General features: G+C 69.0%; 16 protein-coding genes. 4 read left to right on the top strand and 12 right to left on the bottom strand.

Annotated features, from left to right (window positions below; genetic code table 11):
- The first annotated feature begins 208 nt into the window (after positions 1–208).
- Together AC4OR5_RS02330 and gbdR are read left to right on the top strand one after the other, a co-directional pair.
- Complete coding sequence (locus AC4OR5_RS02330; protein WP_003136285.1) at positions 209–1,585, top strand: L-serine ammonia-lyase; 1,377 nt, start codon at positions 209–211, stop codon at positions 1,583–1,585.
- Positions 1,586–2,004: 419 nt separating this feature from the next.
- Positions 2,005–3,108, top strand: a complete 1,104-nt coding sequence (gene gbdR / locus AC4OR5_RS02325; RefSeq protein WP_023090977.1) for a choline metabolism transcriptional regulator GbdR — start codon at positions 2,005–2,007, stop codon at positions 3,106–3,108.
- A gap of 45 nt (positions 3,109–3,153) precedes the next feature.
- On the opposite strand, the gene AC4OR5_RS02320 is transcribed toward gbdR, so the two are convergent.
- Together AC4OR5_RS02320 and AC4OR5_RS02315 are read right to left on the bottom strand one after the other, a co-directional pair.
- Complete coding sequence (locus AC4OR5_RS02320) at positions 3,154–3,402, bottom strand: hypothetical protein (protein ID WP_003096701.1); 249 nt, start codon at positions 3,400–3,402, stop codon at positions 3,154–3,156.
- Positions 3,403–3,670: 268 nt separating this feature from the next.
- Complete coding sequence (locus AC4OR5_RS02315) at positions 3,671–4,564, bottom strand: LysR family transcriptional regulator (RefSeq protein WP_003142060.1); 894 nt, start codon at positions 4,562–4,564, stop codon at positions 3,671–3,673.
- A gap of 107 nt (positions 4,565–4,671) precedes the next feature.
- On the opposite strand from AC4OR5_RS02315, the gene AC4OR5_RS02310 reads away from it, so the two are divergent.
- The gene (locus tag AC4OR5_RS02310) at positions 4,672–5,739 is read left to right on the top strand and encodes a YeiH family protein (RefSeq protein ID WP_015649845.1); all 1,068 of its coding nucleotides are present in this window, start codon (positions 4,672–4,674) and stop codon (positions 5,737–5,739) included.
- On the opposite strand, the gene AC4OR5_RS02305 is transcribed toward AC4OR5_RS02310, so the two are convergent.
- From AC4OR5_RS02305 to AC4OR5_RS02285, 5 genes are all read right to left on the bottom strand, one after another.
- On the bottom strand, positions 5,683–6,678 hold the full coding sequence (locus tag AC4OR5_RS02305; RefSeq protein ID WP_003115631.1) for an acylcarnitine hydrolase: 996 nt from the start codon (positions 6,676–6,678) through the stop codon (positions 5,683–5,685). The genes AC4OR5_RS02310 and AC4OR5_RS02305 overlap by 57 nt on opposite strands.
- 5 nt (positions 6,679–6,683) lie before the next feature.
- Positions 6,684–7,163, bottom strand: coding sequence for a thioesterase family protein (locus AC4OR5_RS02300; RefSeq protein WP_003458005.1), 480 nt, complete (start codon positions 7,161–7,163; stop codon positions 6,684–6,686).
- 50 nt (positions 7,164–7,213) lie between these two features.
- Positions 7,214–8,179 (bottom strand): L-carnitine dehydrogenase, encoded by a 966-nt coding sequence (locus AC4OR5_RS02295; protein WP_003106031.1) that lies wholly within the window; start codon positions 8,177–8,179, stop codon positions 7,214–7,216.
- Positions 8,180–8,229: 50 nt separating this feature from the next.
- Entirely contained in the window at positions 8,230–9,114 is an 885-nt protein-coding gene (cdhC, locus tag AC4OR5_RS02290) for a 3-dehydrocarnitine:acetyl-CoA trimethylamine transferase CdhC (protein WP_058151968.1), read from the bottom strand.
- Positions 9,115–9,186: 72 nt separating this feature from the next.
- Positions 9,187–10,125 (bottom strand): choline ABC transporter substrate-binding protein, encoded by a 939-nt coding sequence (locus tag AC4OR5_RS02285; protein ID WP_058160612.1) that lies wholly within the window; start codon positions 10,123–10,125, stop codon positions 9,187–9,189.
- 210 nt (positions 10,126–10,335) lie between these two features.
- On the opposite strand from AC4OR5_RS02285, the gene cdhR reads away from it, so the two are divergent.
- Positions 10,336–11,346, top strand: coding sequence for an HTH-type transcriptional regulator CdhR (cdhR, locus tag AC4OR5_RS02280; RefSeq protein ID WP_058160609.1), 1,011 nt, complete (start codon positions 10,336–10,338; stop codon positions 11,344–11,346).
- On the opposite strand, the gene argE is transcribed toward cdhR, so the two are convergent.
- From argE to cls, 5 genes are all read right to left on the bottom strand, one after another.
- Complete coding sequence (argE, locus tag AC4OR5_RS02275; RefSeq protein WP_058160607.1) at positions 11,276–12,430, bottom strand: acetylornithine deacetylase; 1,155 nt, start codon at positions 12,428–12,430, stop codon at positions 11,276–11,278. The two genes, cdhR and argE, sit on opposite strands and share 71 nt — an antisense overlap.
- 56 nt (positions 12,431–12,486) lie before the next feature.
- Positions 12,487–13,161 carry a DUF1028 domain-containing protein gene (locus AC4OR5_RS02270; protein ID WP_058160605.1) on the bottom strand — a complete coding sequence of 225 codons (675 nt, stop codon included), beginning with the start codon at positions 13,159–13,161 and terminating at the stop codon, positions 12,487–12,489.
- Between the two features lie 13 nt (positions 13,162–13,174).
- Positions 13,175–13,597, bottom strand: coding sequence for a RidA family protein (locus tag AC4OR5_RS02265; RefSeq protein ID WP_003096732.1), 423 nt, complete (start codon positions 13,595–13,597; stop codon positions 13,175–13,177).
- Entirely contained in the window at positions 13,597–14,949 is a 1,353-nt protein-coding gene (locus AC4OR5_RS02260; protein ID WP_009315998.1) for a flavin-containing monooxygenase, read from the bottom strand. The genes AC4OR5_RS02265 and AC4OR5_RS02260 overlap by 1 nt, the downstream gene beginning before the upstream one ends.
- Positions 14,950–15,242: 293 nt before the next feature.
- Positions 15,243–16,715 (bottom strand): cardiolipin synthase, encoded by a 1,473-nt coding sequence (gene cls, locus AC4OR5_RS02255; protein WP_004364699.1) that lies wholly within the window; start codon positions 16,713–16,715, stop codon positions 15,243–15,245.
- Positions 16,716–16,855 lie beyond the last annotated feature (140 nt).

The following is a 16,855-nucleotide window of genomic DNA, read 5'->3' as shown; positions in this document are numbered from 1 at the left end:
CTCATTCCGACGCCGTGCAGGTGCAGACGCCCCTCGGCCGCAGAGGTTCCCCGATCCGGGCGCGGACGCGGCGCTTTTGGACATGGCCGGGTCGGTGGCGGATGTGGCCCGCCCCGGGGAAAGCCCGATGATGCGCAGGAATCGCGGGCGGAGGAGCCGCCACCCCCACTACGCAGGCACGGATGCCGCGGCAATCCCGGAGGCCGGCATGGCTATCAGTGTGTTCGACCTTTTCAAGATCGGTATCGGCCCGTCCAGTTCGCATACCGTCGGCCCCATGCGCGCCGCCGCGCTGTTCACCGCTGCCCTGCGCCAACGCCAGGCGCTGTCGGCGGTGCGGCGTCTCGAAGTGCGCCTGTACGGATCGCTGTCCGCCACCGGCGTCGGCCACGGCACCGATCGCGCGGTGATCATGGGCCTGATGGGCGAATGGCCGGATCGTATCGACCCGACCCAGATCGCCCCGCGCATGGCCGCGCTGCTCGATAGCGGCCTGCTGCAACTGGACGGCCGCGTGGCGGTACCGTTCGACTGGGTGCGCGACATGCGCCTGCTCGACGAGAACCTTCCCTACCACCCCAACGCCATGACCCTGGTCGCCTACGGCGAGCAAGACGAACTGCACCAGGAGACCTACTACTCGGTGGGCGGGGGCTTCGTGGTCGATGCGGCACAGGCCGCCTCGGGACAGCTCGACCAGGACCACACGGTGCTGCCCTACGACTTCTCCAGCGCCGAGGAACTGTTGCTGCTGTGCAAGCGCCACAACCTGCGGGTATCCGAGCTGATGCTGGCCAACGAACGCATCTGGCGCAGCGAGACCGATATCCGCGAAGGCCTGCGGCGCATCTGGCAGGCGATGCGCGATTGCGTCGACAACGGGTTGCGCAACGAAGGCATCCTTCCCGGCGGGCTCAACGTGCAACGCCGCGCCGCGCGCCTGCACCGCAACCTGCAGGAGATCGGCAAGCCCAACGTGATCGGCTCGACCCTCAGCGCCATGGAATGGGTCAACCTGTTCGCCCTGGCGGTGAACGAGGAGAACGCCGCCGGCGGACGCATGGTCACCGCGCCCACCAACGGCGCGGCGGGGATCATCCCGGCGGTGCTGCACTACTATATGAAGTTCAATCCCGACGCCCAGGACCGCGACGTCGTCGACTACCTGCTGGCCGCCGCCGCGGTGGGCATCCTGTGCAAGAAGAACGCCTCGATCTCCGGCGCCGAAGTCGGCTGCCAGGGCGAGGTCGGCTCGGCCTGCGCGATGGCCGCCGCCGGCCTGGCGGAAGTCCTCGGCGCCACCCCGGCGCAGGTCGAGAACGCTGCCGAGATCGGTCTGGAACACAACCTCGGGCTGACCTGCGACCCGGTTGGCGGGCTGGTCCAGGTGCCCTGTATCGAGCGCAACGCGATCGCCGCGGTGAAGGCCATCAACGCGGCGCAAATGGCCTTGCGCGGCGACGGCCAGCATTTCATCTCGCTGGACAAGGTGATCCGCACCATGCGCGACACCGGCGCCGACATGCACGACAAGTACAAGGAAACCTCGCGCGGGGGCCTGGCGGTGAACGCCATCGAGTGCTGAACCGGAATTGCTCACGAAACGATCGAGACGCCACTTTTTGGCGCATATGACGCGTGACCGGGCGGTCGCCATCCGTCACACTGCGGGGTAACGGCTCGCCGCCCGTCGTTACCTTTGTCGCCACGGCCGCTGCCCCGCCTTCTCGCCGGGGGCCGCCCTGGTGCTACCGAAATGCCCAGGCGCGCGGCGCGCCGCCAGCCGTCGCCCATGCTGTCGTTGTGCCAGGCCCGAGTGGAAATGCCGGGCTAAAGCCTTCCGGCTTTTTTGATTGAACGCCCAATCAATATAGGCATGGCATTTGCCTTGCTCTGGTTACAAGCAACGCCGACGGCGTGGCCCAAGCAGCCACCCGGAAATTCCAACAATCATAAAAAAAGCCTCGTGAGAGGCCTGCTTGCTCAGCGTGAGGAGATACACCCATGACCACGTACGCGCCCGGAGTTCCGCCACAGAACCGAAATCCGCAGTCCATCGGCTTCCTGCTGCTGGATAACTTCACCCTGATCTCCCTGGCCTCGGCGGTGGAACCGTTGCGCATGGCCAACCAGCTCTCGGGACGCGAACTCTACCGCTGGCATACGCTGAGCCTGGACAGCCGCCAGGTCTGGGCCAGCGACGGCCTGCAGATCACCCCCGACGCCGGTACCGACAACGCCCCGGCGGTGGATTGCGTGATCGTCTGCGGCGGCGTCGGCATCCAGCGCAGCGTCACCCGCGAGCACGTCACTTTCCTCCAGGCCCAGGCCCGCCAGGGTCGGCGCCTCGGCGCGGTGTGCACCGGCAGTTGGGCGCTGGCCCGCGCCGGCCTGCTCGACGGCTACGATTGCAGCGTGCACTGGGAATGCCTGGCGGCGATGCAGGAAGCCTTCCCCCGGGTGGCCATGAGCACCCGCCTGTTCTCCATCGACCGCAACCGCTTCACCTCTTCCGGCGGCACCGCGCCGATGGACATGATGCTGCACCTGATCGGCCGCGAGCATGGCCGCGAGCTGTCGGCGGCGATCTCCGAGATGTTCATCTACGAGCGCATCCGCAACGAGCAGGACCACCAGCGCGTGCCGCTCAAGCACATGCTCGGCACCAACCAGCCGAAGTTGCAGGAGATCGTCGCGCTGATGGAGGCCAACCTGGAGGAACCGATCGACCTCGACGAACTGGCGGTCTACGTCAACGTCTCGCGTCGCCAGCTCGAGCGGCTGTTCCAGAAGTACCTGCACTGCTCGCCGTCGCGCTACTACCTGAAGCTGCGCCTGATCCGCGCCCGCCAGTTGCTCAAGCAGACGTCCATGTCGATCATCGAGGTGGCCTCGGTCTGCGGCTTCGTCTCCACCCCGCACTTCTCCAAGTGCTACCGCGAGTACTTCGGCATCCCGCCGCGTGACGAGCGCCAGGGCCAGCCGCTGGGCCAGCCGGTGGTGCTGATGCCGATCCCGCAGGACCTGGCGCTGATGCCCAACTCCTCGGCGCTGTCGGCCCTGAGCCAGGCGCAGGGCGAGTCGACCTTCGCCAGCGTGCGGATCTGACCGCGCGTCCCTGCCCGCCCCGTCCACGGGGCGGGCAGGGCCTTGTCAGCCCCGCGGCACCAGCGCCGGCAGCAGTTGCCGGGAAATCGCCTCGCGCACCGCCGGCAGCAGCGTGGCGTGCCCGCCGAGCATGTCCTCCACCAGCCGCCGCAGCGCCTGGGCGCGCTCCGGGCTGAGGCCGCGCACGGCGTATTCGCAGGCCTGCTCCGGAGTCGAGTCCGGCGGCACGCTGAAGCCCAGCGCCTGCAGGCGTTCGCGGAAATCGTCCTGGTCGATCAGATCGGCGTGCATCATCGCGGCAGCTCCTTCGATGGGGATTGCCATCGATTCTGCTGAGCCCACGTCGCTCCCGGCAAGGGGGCTGTCCCGCCTGGACATGGGCAGGTCGTTTTCGGCTAATTCGACCGTCAGCGACACCGCCACAATCACCTCCAGCGGCTTGCGGAATGCAGCGGACGGCTTCCGGAAAACGCCAGACTCACACTGAGGGCCGTTCCTGGCTCCTTTTTCATCCCCCTCCGCGCGTCGGGCGCGGCAGGGGGATTTTTTTGCCGGAAGCCGGCTAGCCGGCGCCGAGTCCCGCCCGACAGTGTTCCCAGAAACGCTCGAAGCCCGGCGAGAGGAACTTGTCGCGCTGGCGCAGCATGTAGAAGCGCCGGCGCAACGGCGGCAGGCTGCTGCGCAGTTCGACCAGCGCGCCGGAGGCCAACTGTTCCTCGACCACCCAGCGCGACAGGCAACTGATGCCCAGCCCGGCGGCGACGCTGTGCTTGATCGCCTCGGAGCTGCCCAGGTCCAGGCTGTCTTCCAGGTAATGCAGGTGGCCCAGCAGGGCGTGGCTGACCTCCTCGCGCGTGCCCGAGCCGGGCTCGCGCAGCAGCCAGCGCGCCCGGCGCAGGGCCTCGCGGGAGACCTGGGTGCGCAAGGCCAGCGGGTGGCCGGGCGCCGCCACCACGATCAGGCTGTCCTCGAGCCAGGGCTCCACCCGCAGGCCCGGCTCGTGGCAGGGGCCTTCGATGAGGCCGATGTCCGCCGCGAAGGTCACCACGTCCTGCACCGCCGAACCGGTGTTGCCGATGCTGGCGTTGACCCTCACCCCCGGCTGCTCCCGCTCGAAGGAGGCCAGCAGGCGTGGCAGCACGTAATTGCCGATGGTGCTGCTGGCCGCCACCGTCAGGCTCGCCTGGGGCGCGGCGGAAACCGCGAACTGCTGCTCCAGTTGCGCCACCCCGTCGAGCAGGCGCAATGCCTGGGGCAGGAAGCGGCGGCCGACCTCGTTCAGTTGCAGGCGCTTGCCGACCCGGTCGAACAGGCGCGTGGAAAGCTGCGACTCCAGCTCGTTGAGCGCGGCGCTGGTGGCCGATTGCGACAGCGAGATGGATTCCGCCGCCGCCGTGGTACTGCCGCAGCGAGCCACCGCACAGAAGATCTGGAGCTGACGGAAACTGAGGGCCATGGACTCACCTACCTGTTTTTCAGGTATTTAATACAGAAACTATTCGTTTCACAAATTCATGCCCGCTACCTAACCTGCGTCCCGTGACCTCACCTGAGGAGCGAAGGATGCACACCCTCCCCGTCAAGACCGGTACCAGACCCCTGGCCCAGGTCCAGAAACTCATCCCCGGCCTGCTGCTCAGCGCCGCCCTGGCCGGCGCGGCGATCCTCCTGGGTCGTTCGCAATGGTTGCAGCACAACGGCATCAGTGCGCTGACCCTGGCCATCGTGCTCGGCATCGTCGTCGGCAACACCCTGTACCCTCGGATCGCCGCCGGCAGCGCCGCCGGCGTCGGCTTCTCCAAGCAGATCCTGCTGCGCGCCGGGATCATCCTCTACGGCCTGCGCCTGACCTTCCAGGACATCGCCGGCGTCGGATTGCACGGCGTGCTGCTGGACGCCCTGATGCTCGCCAGCACCTTCGGCCTGGCGTGCCTGCTCGGCACCCGGCTGTTCGGCCTGGACCGCACCACCACCCTGCTGATCGGCGCCGGCAGTTCGATCTGCGGCGCCGCCGCGGTGATGGCCACCGAGCCGGTGGTGCGCGGCCGTGCCGAACAGGTCGCGGTGGCGGTCTCCACCGTGGTGGTGTTCGGCACCCTGGGCATCTTCCTCTATCCGGCGCTGTTCCAGCTCGACCAGGACTGGGGGCTGCTGCCGCGCGACCCTGGCACCTGGGGCGTGTACATCGGTGCCACGGTGCATGAGGTGGCCCAGGTGGTCGCCGCGGGTCGCTCGATCGGCATCGAGGCAGCGGATACCGCAGTGATCGCCAAGATGGTCCGGGTAATGATGTTGGCGCCCTTCCTGATCCTGCTCTCGGCCTGGCTGGCACGCGACAAGGCGCACCGCCGGCAGCACAGCGGCGCGACCAAGATCACCATTCCCTGGTTCGCCGTCGGCTTCGTACTGGTCGCCGGGCTCAACTCGCTGGTCAGCCTGCCGCCGGCGCTGGTCAGCCACGTCAACGACCTCGACACCTTCCTCCTGGCCATGGCGATGGCCGGCCTCGGCCTCGGCACGCACCTCTCGGCGATCCGCCGCGCCGGCCTCAAGCCGCTGCTGCTGGCCGCCCTGCTATTCGCCTGGCTGGTGCTCGGCGGTGGATTCCTCACCCGCCTGGCGCTCGCCTGAGTCCTCCGCCAGGAAGCCCTGCACGGCCCGTCGCAAGGCCTCGTGCAGGGCTTCCACCTCGTCGATGCCGTGGCCGCGCAGGCAGCCATGGACCAGCCCGCTTCCCGGATAGAACCCTGCCTCGCCACCCGCCGCGCGTAGCGCTGCGCCATAGCGCTCGCCGTCGTCGCGCAGCGGATCGAATTCGGCGACCGCCACGAAGGCCGGCGGCAGGCCAGTGAAATCAGCGGCCTCCAGGGGCAGCGCCAGCGGCTGTCGGTGCAGCGCCGCCAGCGGCAGGTAGGCGTCCAGGCACGCCTGCACATCGCCGAGGCCGAGCAACGGCGCGTCGGCGCAGTCGATCCGCGAGGGCGATGGCGCGGCGGACAGCAAGGGATAGAGCAATATCTGCGCGGCCGGCGACGGCGCGCCGCCATCGCGCAGGGCCAGGCACAGCGCCGCCGCCAGGTTGCCGCCGGCGCTGTCGCCGGCCACCAGCAGGCGTCGCCCATCCAGCGCTTCGTCCAGCTCGCCCAGGCTCAGCGCCTGCCAGGCACGCAGGCAATCCTGCAATGCCGCCGGGAATGGATGCTCCGGCGCCAGTCGGTAATCCACCGCCAGCACCAGCAGGCCCAGGCGCGCAGCCAGGTCGGCGCAGATGAAATCGTGTGAATCGAGGCCGCCGAGCATCCAGCCGCCACCGTGCAGGTAGAGCAGCGCCGGCCAGCCACCGGGCGGTGCCGGGCGGTCGGGGCGATAGCGGCGCACGCGCACCGGCGGCGCGGCCGGCAAGCAGGAGTCGAGCACCCGCAAACCGGCCGGGCGCGGCGGCGCGAACGCCTGGCACATCCGCGCGTAGGCCGCACGTTGCGCATCCAGGCGCGGACTGTCGCTGGCGAACGCCCGGCTGTGCTCGACGAAGCGCCACATCGCCGGAGACAGCGGATACTTCGCAGCCATCGCGCTCAGCGCACCGGCGGCAGGCCGATCACCCGACCGACACCTTCCGGCACGGGGAGCGCGCGATGTGCCTCGGCGAGCGCCTCGACCCGCGCCAGCACCTCGCCTGCGAACGGTACCGAGCGCGGGCCGTCGAGGCTGACGTGGAGCAGCATCTGCTCGCTCAGCGCCAGCGCCTGCCCGCTGCCAGGCAGGTACAGGGCATGGTGGATATGCAGGCGCTTGCGATCATGACCGAGCAGTTGCGTGCGCACCTCGACCCTGGCGCCCTCCTTCACCTCGTGGAGGAAGTTCAGGTGGCATTCCAGGGTGAACAGCGAGTGTCCGCTGGCGTCGCGGTTCTGGCTGTCCAGGCCGATATGCGCCATCAGCGCATCGGTGGCGTAGCTGAACACCAGCAGGTAGAAGGCATCGCGCAAGTGGCCGTTGTAGTCCACCCACTCGGGCAGGACCGGCGTCTCGTAGGTCGTCAGGGCTTGGCTCATGGCAGGCTCCGTGGTTGCGCTCCGCCCGGCGGGGCGGAAGGCGCGTCATGTCACTCGGCGAAGGCGAAGCCGTGCCGGGCCTTGGTTTCCCTGATCGCCCCGAGCACCGCCAGCAGGCAGTCGTCGCGGTAGCGCTCAAGCTCGGCGATGCTGCGCGCGCCCTGCTGCTCGGCGGTGCCCTCCACCACCCGGTCGATCAGGGCCTCGGTGAGTTCCGGCGCCGGCAGGTAGGTCCAGGGCAATTGCAGCGCCGGGCCGAACTGCGCCATGAAGTGGCGCATGCCAGCGTTGCCACCGGCCAGGGTGTAGGTCAGGAAGGTGCCCATGAACGACCAGCGCAGGCCGGCGCCGAAGCGGATCGCATCGTCGATCTCGCCGGTCGTGGCCACGCCGTCGTTGACCAGGTGCAGCGCCTCGCGCCAGAGCGCCTCGAGCAAGCGGTCGGCGATGAAGCCGGGCACTTCCTTGCGTACGTGCAGCGGACGCATGCCCAGCGACTCGTAGACCCGCATCGCCGCCCGCACGGCCTCGACAGCGGTGCGTTCGCCGCCGACCACCTCCACCAGCGGCAGCAGGTAGACCGGGTTGAAGGGGTGACCGACCAGGCAGCGCTCGGGGTGGCTCGCCTCGGCGTAGAACTCGCTGGGCAGCAGGCCCGAGGTGGACGAACCGATCAGCACGTCGGGCCGCGCCGCGGCGCTGATCCTGGCGTGCAGGTCGAGCTTCAGGTCGAGCCGCTCGGGGGCGCTCTCCTGGATGAAATCGGCGTCGCCCACGCATTCCTCGATGCTCGCGACGAAACGCAGGCGCTCCTGCGCCGCGCCGGGCGCCAGGCCCTGTTTCCGCAAGGCCGGCCAGGCATTGGCGACGCGCGCGCGCAACGCCGCTTCGGCGCCCGGCGCCGGATCCCAGGCGACGACGTCGAGGCCGTGGGCCAGGGCGCGGGCGATCCAGCCGCTGCCGATGACGCCGCTACCGAGGGCGGCGAAGGTCTTGATCTCGGTGACGAAGGACATGGACATCTCCAGAGGTTGTTCCCGCCCCCGACGGGGCGGGGAGGAAGAAATCAGCGCGGCTTCAGGTTCATCCTGCGGCGCCCTTCCGCCGGGCTCAGGGCGCGCCCGCCGAGGCGCTCGATGATCTCGAGGGCGCGCTCCACCAGGCTGCCGTTGCTCGCCGGCACGCCCTTGTCCAGCCAGATGTTGTCCTCCAGGCCGACCCGCACGTTGCCGCCCAGCAACATGGCCTGGGCGACCATCGGCATCTGCGTGCGGCCGATGCCGAAGCCGGCCCAGGTCGCCCCCGGCGGCAGGTTGTCGGCCATCGCCTTCATGGTCGTGGTATCGGCCGGCGCGCCCCAGGGAATGCCCAGGCAGATCTGGAACAGCGGGTCCTCCAGCAGCCCTTCCTTGAGCATCTGCTTGGCGAACCAGAGGTGGCCGGTATCGAAGATTTCCAGCTCGGCCTTGACCCCCAGCTCGGTGATGCGCCGGGCGCCGGCGCGCAGTTGCGCAGGGGTGGAGACGTAGATGTAGTCGCCGTCGCCGAAATTGAGGGTGCCGCAGTCCAGGGTGCAGATTTCCGGCAACAGCTCCTCGACATGCCTGAGCCGCTCCAGCGGGCCGACCAGGTCGGTGCCGGCACCGAACTCCAGGGGCTGCTCGCCCTTGCCGATCTCCAGGTCGCCGCCCATGCCGGCGGTGAGGTTGATGATCACGTCGGTGTCGCTTTCGCGGATGCGCTCGACCACTTCGCGGTACAGCGCCACGTCGCGACTGGGCTTGCCGGTGGCGGGGTCGCGGACGTGGCAGTGGGCGACGGTGGCGCCGGCCCTGGCCGCCTCGATGGCGGCCTCGGCAATCTGTTTCGGGGTGACCGGGATCGCCGGATGCCGGCCGACGGTATCGCCGGCGCCGGTCACCGCGCAGGTGACGATGACTTCATGGTTCACGGTGGTAGCTTCCTGTATTCGGGGTGTACGAAGCCCCGCCCGGCCACGCCGGGCGGAACGGATAGGTGCGGGTTACTTCAGCGAGGCCTGGAGCGCGGCCAGGCCGTCCTTGCCGTCGAAGGTGCTCACGCCATCCAGCCAGGCCTTCAGCGGCTCGGGGTTGGCCTTCAGCCACTGGCGCGCGGCGTCGAGGGGCTGGGTGCGATCGAGGATCGGCTCCATCACCTGGCTGACCTGGGCGCTGCTGAAACGCAGGTTGTGCAGCAGCCGGGCGACGTTGCCGCACTGCGCCTGGTAGCCGGCGGCGGTCATGGTGGAGACGGTGGCCGCGCCCTCGTCGGGACCGAACACATCCTCGCTGCCGGTGAGGTAGGTCATGTCGATCTGCAGGTTCATCGGATGCGGCTTCCAGCCGAAGAACACCACCCACTGCTTACGCTTGATCGCCCGCTTCACCGCCGTGAGCATCCCGGCCTCGCTGGACTCCACCAGCTGGAAGCCCTTCAGGCCGAAACGGTTGTCGTCGATCATCTTCCGGGTGATGCGGTTCGAGCCGCTGCCCGGCTCGATGGCGTAGATGCGGCCGCCAAGCTTGTCCTTGAAGCGGGCGATGTCGGCGAGGGTCTTCAGCCCGCCCTCGGCGACGTAGCTCGGCACCGCATAGGTGGACTGCGCGTCGGCCAGGGTCGGCGGCTCGATCACTTCGATCCGGCCTTTGTCCAGGTAAGGCCTGGCGACCGGCTGCATGGTCGGTTGCCAGTAGCCGAGGAACAGGTCCAGCTGCTTGTCGGCCAGGCCGGCCAAAACGATCTGTTGCGAGGCGCTGGTCTGCTTCACCTGGTAGCCCAGGCCGTCGAGCAAGGCTTCGGCCACGGCGCTGCTGGCGACCACGTCGGTCCAGTTCACCGTGCCCAGGCGCACCGTACGGCACTGCTCGGGTTCTGCGGCCAGGGCGGCGCCACTGGCCAGGATCAGCAGGGCGCAGCCCAGCTGGCGAATCGTCGTCTTCATCGGTCTCCCCTCGTGCGGCTATTGATTGTTTTTCTGCGAGGTGGGCGCCGGCCCCTTGCGAGACCGACCCTGGCGACCAAGGTACGCAGCCGGGACGGCGGCGAAGCGCACTGCGGCGACCAGCTCTTGCACTGCAGCGACCTGACCATTGCCAAGCGCGGCGGGCCTGCGCTACACACAGGCTGCGCAACCTCAACCCCGGAGCGCCCCATGTCCCAGGACTTCTGGTTTCTCCTGCTGCCCGGCTTCTCGGTAATGGGCTTCGTTTCCGCCGTGGAGCCACTGCGAGTAGCCAACCGCTTCCACGCCGACCTCTACCGCTGGCACGTGCTCAGCGCCGACGGCGGTCCGGTGCTGGCCAGCAATGGCATGTCGGTGAACAGCGACGGCGCGCTGGAGCCGTTGAAGAAAGGCGACCTGCTGTTCGTGGTGGCCGGTTTCGAGCCGCTGCGGGCGGTCACCCCGGCACTGGTGCAGTGGCTGCGCAAGCTCGACCGCAACGGCGTGACCCTCGGTGGCATCGATACCGGCAGCGTGGTGCTGGCCGAGGCCGGTCTGCTCGACGGGCGCCGCGCGACCCTGCACTGGGAAGCCATCGACGCCTTCCAGGAGTCCTACCCGCAACTGAGCGTGACCCAGGAGCTGTTCGAGATCGACGGTCCGCGCATCACCTCGGCCGGCGGCACCGCCTCCATCGACCTGATGCTCGACCTGATCACCCAGGCCCACGGTCCGCAACTGGCGGTGCAGGTTTCCGAGCAGTTCGTGCTCGGCCGCATCCGCCCGCGCCAGGACCACCAGCGCCTGCAGGTGGCGACCCGCTATGGCGTGAGCAACCGCAAGCTGGTGCAGGTGATCGGCGAGATGGAGCGGCATACCGAGCCGCCACTGACCACCCTGGAGCTGGCCGAGCGCATCCAGGTCACCCGCCGCCAGCTGGAACGGCTGTTCCGCGTGCACCTGGACGACACGCCCTCGAACTTCTACCTCGGCCTGCGCCTGGACAAGGCCCGCCAGTTGCTGCGCCAGACCGACCTCAGCGTGCTACAGGTGAGCCTGGCCTGCGGCTTCGAGTCGCCTTCGTACTTCTCCCGCAGCTACCGCACGCGCTTCGCCGCCAGTCCCAGCCAGGACCGCGCGGTGCTGCCGCTCAAGGCTCCCGCAGCCACGCCGCCAGGCGCGCCAGCAGGGCGTCGCACGCCTCGAGCTGAGCGAGGCTGACGAACTCGTCCGGCTTGTGGCCCTGGTCCATGCTGCCGGGACCGCAGATCACCGCCGGGATACCGGCCTGGTGGAACAGCCCGCCCTCGGTGCCGAAGGCCACGGTGGAGAAATCCGTCGAACCGCTGAGCAGGCCGATCAGCTCCGCCGCCTGGCTGTCGTCTGCGGTGAGCAGGCCGGGATAGGCCGATAGCGGCGTGAAGCGGATATCGGTACTTCGCTCTACCGCACGCATCCGCGGCAGCAGTTCGCTTTCGGCATAGTCACGGAGTTCCTCGGCGACCTGCCGCGGGTCGTCCGCCGGCAGCGCGCGGACCTCGAAGTCGAAGCGGCACTCGGCGGGCACGATGTTCAGCGCCCGGCCGCCCTGGACCAGTCCGGTCTGCACCGTCGAATAGGGCGGGTCGAAACGCCGGTCGTGGCGCTCCGGCGCCGCCAGGCGCGCGCCGATCTCGCCGAGGCGGCCGATCAGCCGCGCGGCGTATTCGATGGCATTCACCCCCTGCGGCGCGTAGGCCGAATGGCAGGCCGCGCCGTGCACCTCGCAGCGCATGGCCAGCTTGCCCTTGTGGCCGAGCACCGGCTTCAGCTCGGTGGGCTCGCCGATGATGCACAGCAACGGCTTGTGCGGACGCCGCTCCAGCGCCGCGAGCAGCGAACGGACGCCCAGGCAGCCGACCTCCTCGTCGTAGGAGAACGCCAGGTGCACCGGCAGGCGCAACGGCGCGGCGAGGAACGCCGGGACGGCCGCCAGCACGCAGGCCAGGTAGCCCTTCATGTCCGCCGTGCCACGCCCGTAGAGGCGGCCATCGCGCTCGCTGAGCCGGAACGGCGGCACGCTCCAGGCCTGGCCGTCCGCCGGCACCACGTCGGTATGCCCGGAAAGGCAGACGCCGCCACGGTCGGCGGGGCCGATGGTGGCGTAGAGATTGGCCTTGCGGCCGTCGGCGTCGAAGAACAGTTCGCTGTCGACGCCGAAACCCGCCAGGTAGTCGCGGACGTAGTCGATCAGCGCCAGGTTGGACTCGCGGCTGACGGTGTCGAAGGCCACCAGGTCGGCGAGGATGTCGCGGCTGCCGGGCATGTCGGGCTCCAGGGCGCAGGTCTCGCGCTGCGCCGTCGAGGAAGGGAACGACCCGCTCACTCGTCGCCGGGCACGCCGTAGCTCGGCGCACGGGTCGGGTCGAGGGCGCGGGTCACATAGTCCTGCATCTGCGGTTTGTAGGCGAGCCACAGTCGCTCGAGCTGGTCGATGGGGTCGTGCTCGGCCCAGTCGACGCGCAGGTCGACCACCGGCCAGAGCAGGTCGCCGACCACCGACAGCGCCGCCGAATGCACCGGCCCGGCTTCGCCGCCAGCGGCCAGCGCGGCACCCATCGCCGCCAGCAGGCGCTCGGCGAGCAGGCCTTCGGCGTTCTCGAAGGCATCCACCATCGCCTCGATCACTTCCGGCGCGGCCAGCAGGTTGCCGGCCGCCACGCATTGCTCGCCGGCCCGCGCATGGTGGACGCCGAGCGCCTCGCGGCCGGTGAACAACGCGGTGCGGCCGTGCTGGTCGATCACCGTGACCTGGCGATACTGGCCATAGCCGTTGCTGCTCAGCGCCTGGTCCAGCGCTTCGCCAGGGGCCAGGCCTTGGTCGAGGCGGTCGAGGATCTGCGGGCCGAGCGCCGGCAGGGTGATGTTCTGCGTAGCCACCGCGCCGGTGCCGGCGCGCAGCCAGGGACAACGGGCGCCGACGGCGATGCTCGACGAGCTGATGGCGATGCCCAGCTGGCCGGTTTCGGCGCAGCGGCCGACGATGGAAAAGGTCATGGCGCGCGCCTCCTCATTGCTGCCAGTCGTCGGGAATCACCGCGATCACGTCGATCTCCATCAGCCACTGCGGCTGGCCGAGGGCCGAGACCACCAGTCCGGTGGAGATCGGGAACACCCCTTTGAGCCACTTGCCGACTTCGCGATAGACCGGCTCGCGGTAGCGCGGATCGATCAGGTAGGTGGTGGTCTTGACGATGTGCGAGAGGTCGCTGCCGGCTTCCTCCAGCAGTTGCTTGACGTTCTTCATCGCCTGCTCGGCCTGGGCGCGCGGATCGCCGAGGCCGACCAGGTTGCCGTCGAAGTCGGTGCCGACCTGGCCGCGCACGTACACCGTGTTGCCGGCGCGCACGGCCTGGCAGAGATCGTTGTCCAGGGACTGGTTGGGGTAGGTGTCCTTGGTGTTGAACATGCGAATGCGGGTATGGGTAGGCATCAGCTGACTTCCTGGAGGCTGGTTTGCGGAGCTTGCGAGGCGCGGTCCTGTTCCTGGCGCTGGGCGGCGTCGCGGTATGCGAGGTACTTGCGCTGGATGGCGATGTGGTCGGCGACATGGCGCGCGTCGTGCCAGACGCCCCAGATGAACGAGGAGCCGCGCCGCGACAGCCAGGGCAGGCCGATGAAATACACGCCGGGTTCGCTGGACACACCACGCTGGTGGCGCGGCTTGCCGTCGCGGTCGAAGGCATCGACCTGCAGCCAGCCGAAGTCGACGGCATAGCCGGTGGCCCAGATGATGCTGCCCACCCCGGCCTCGGCCAGGTCCAGTTCGAGGATCGGATCGGTCACGCACTGCGGGTCCGGCAGCCGGCGGCGCGCCTCGGGCTCTTCCGGCAGGTCGAGGCCGTTGCGGGCGACATAGGCGTCGGCGGCGTCGAGCAACGCCAGGTAGTTCTCGTCGCCGCGCGCCAGGTTCTCCGCCAGGTCCGGCCGGAAGGTCGCGACGCCGTCGACGAAGGATTCGGTCAGTCCGACCAGGGTCACGCCCTGATGCGCCAGGGCACGGAAGTCCACGGTATGTCCGCCGCGGGCACCGCTCACGGCGATGGTCACATGCTCGCGTCCGGGCTTGGCGACTTCCGCATCCCATTCGCCGAGCACGCCCAGCCACCAGCAGAAGTCGCGGTTGCGGTAGGAACGCGGCGGACGGTCATGGGCGCCCACCGAGAGGTAGACCTGGCGCCCGGCACGTTGCAGCTCGTCGGCGATCTGTACCCCCGACGAACCGGCGCCGACCACCAGTACCGCACCTTCGGGCAGCTGCTGCGGGTTGTAGTAGTGGGCCGAGTGGATCTGCCGGATACGCTCGTCGCGCGGCGCGATCGGCGGGATCACCGGACGCTGGAACGGGCCGGTGGCGGCGACCACGCGGTTGGCCTCGATGGTCCCGGCGGAGGTTTCCACGGTGAAGCCGGGGCGGCCGACATTGCGCACCACCTTCCTCACCTCGACGCCGGTACGGATCGGCGCGTCGAATTTCTTCGCGTAGGCCTCGAAATAGGCCGCCACCTGGTCCTTGCCGGGGAAACCGTCGGGATCGATGTCGAATTCCATTCCCGGGAAGCGGTCGTGCCAGGCCGGGCCGTTGGCCACCAGCGAGTCCCAGCGTCCGCTGCGCCAGGCCTCGGCGATGCGGTTGCGCTCCAGGACCAGGTGCGGCACGCCGAGCCGGCTCAGGTGCTCGCTCATCGCCACGCCGGCCTGGCCGGCGCCGACGACGAGGGTGTCGGTCTTTTCCACGGTCCCGTCCGTGCGCGAGGGCAAGGCGGTGCGATTCAGGTCGGTCATGGCTCGGTTCCTCGGACTCTGGTCGTTCTTGTTCTGCGGTTGCGTGATGGCCGCATTCTGTTCAGAGCCGGGGAATAGCGAAATTATGATTTTTGTAGTCGCTGGCTAGGGAAAAGCTGCACGCCCGCGCGGTCGGCGGGCGGCAGAGGCGTCGCTCAGGACCTGCCGACGATCTGGCGAGCTGGAGAAACCGGGCGAAAACAGCCGGGGAAGCGGAGTCTCCGAACGGCAACCGAGTTTTCCGAAGCCGTTTCCAACGCGGTTTTGCCGACGTACAGAGTCCGCGAAGGTTTTCAGAGGATCGGCGAGACCAGCCGCGCCACGCGCATCCCCAGTTGCTGCAGGCGGCGCACGCTGCGGCGGTCTTCCGGAGTGAATTCGAGCGACTCGGCGAAGTCCGCCTCGAGCATCGCCTCCACCTCGCCGGCGAAGCCCTCGTCGACGGTCACCACCATCACCTCGAAATTCAGCCGGAACGAACGGTTGTCCAGGTTGGCGCTGCCGACGGCGGCGGTGTCGCGGTCCACCAGCACCACCTTCTGGTGGAGGAAGCCGGGCTGGTAGCGGAACACCTTGACCCCGGCACGGATCGCTTCCAGCGCGTAGAGGCTGGACGCGGCATACACCGTGCGGTGGTCCGGGCGCGAGGGGATCAGCAGGCGCACGTCGACGCCGCGCAGCACCGCCAGGCGCAGGGCGGCCATCACCGCTTCGTCGGGAACGAAATACGGCGAGGTGATCCAGACCCGCTCGTGGGCGGCGTTGATCATCTCGACGAAGAACAGCGAGCAGGTTTCCTGGGCATCCGCCGGGCCGCTGGCGACCACCTGGCAGAGCGCGCCCTCGCTGTCGTACTGCGGCGGCAGGATCAGCGGCGGCAGGCTGTGGGTCGCCCAGTACCAGTCCTCGGCGAAGCTTTCCTGCAGGCACGCCACCGCCGGCCCGCGCAGTTCCATGTGGGTGTCGCGCCAGGGCGCCAGCGGCGGCTTCTCGCCGAGGTACTCGACGCCGACGTTATGCCCGCCGACGAAACCGCACTCGCCATCCACCACCACGACCTTGCGGTGGTTGCGGAAATTCACCTGGAAGCGGTTGAGCATGCCGCTGCCGGTGCTGAAGCCGTGCACCTGCACGCCGCCCTGGCGCAGCCGCTCGACATAGCGGTGCGGCAGCGCGTGGCTGCCGATGGCGTCATAGAGGAAGAACACCTCGACGCCGTTGGCCGCGCGTTCCAGCAGCAGTTGCTGGAGGCGCTGGCCGAGGGCGTCGTCGCGGACGATGAAGAACTGCACCAGGATCACCTGGCGGGCGGCGGAGATCGCCTTGAACATCGCTTCGAAGCTGGCCTCGCCGTTGACCAGCAGGCGCACCCGGTTGTTCGCCAGGGTCGGCGTGCGGGTCATCCGCACCAGCGCCTTGAGCCCCTTGTAGCCGCTGACCTGGCGGGCCGCCAGGGCCTCCTCGACCCAGGGACGCCAGTCCAGCTCGGCGGCCGCCAGGTGCATCTCGCGGTTGGCCTGACGCCGCGCCTCGATGTAGGCGTCGAAACGGCTGCGACCGAACACCAGGTACGGCAGCAGGGTCAGGTACGGCATGAATACCAGCGAGGTGGCCCAGGCGATCGCGCCCTGTGCGGTGCGCACGGTGAGCACGGCATGGATGGCGGCGACGAAGCCGAGTACCTGGATGCCGACCAGCAGCAGGCCGAGGTAGGTGGTGGAGGTCATTGCGCGAGGTCGATCCTTGTCCACTCCGGTGGCGGCCATCATAGCCCTCTCCGGGGTAGGTCTGGCCAGCCTGGCAAACAGCCAGGGGGCGAGGCGGGATTGGCAGGATCCGTGGGATCGACGTCATTCGGCCGCGCTCGCCCTGCCCTACGCTGTTCCCATCGAAAACCACCGCAGAC

This window comes from Pseudomonas sp. YA1, assembly GCF_058680555.1.
This window is presented reverse-complemented; position numbering and strand designations above follow the sequence as displayed.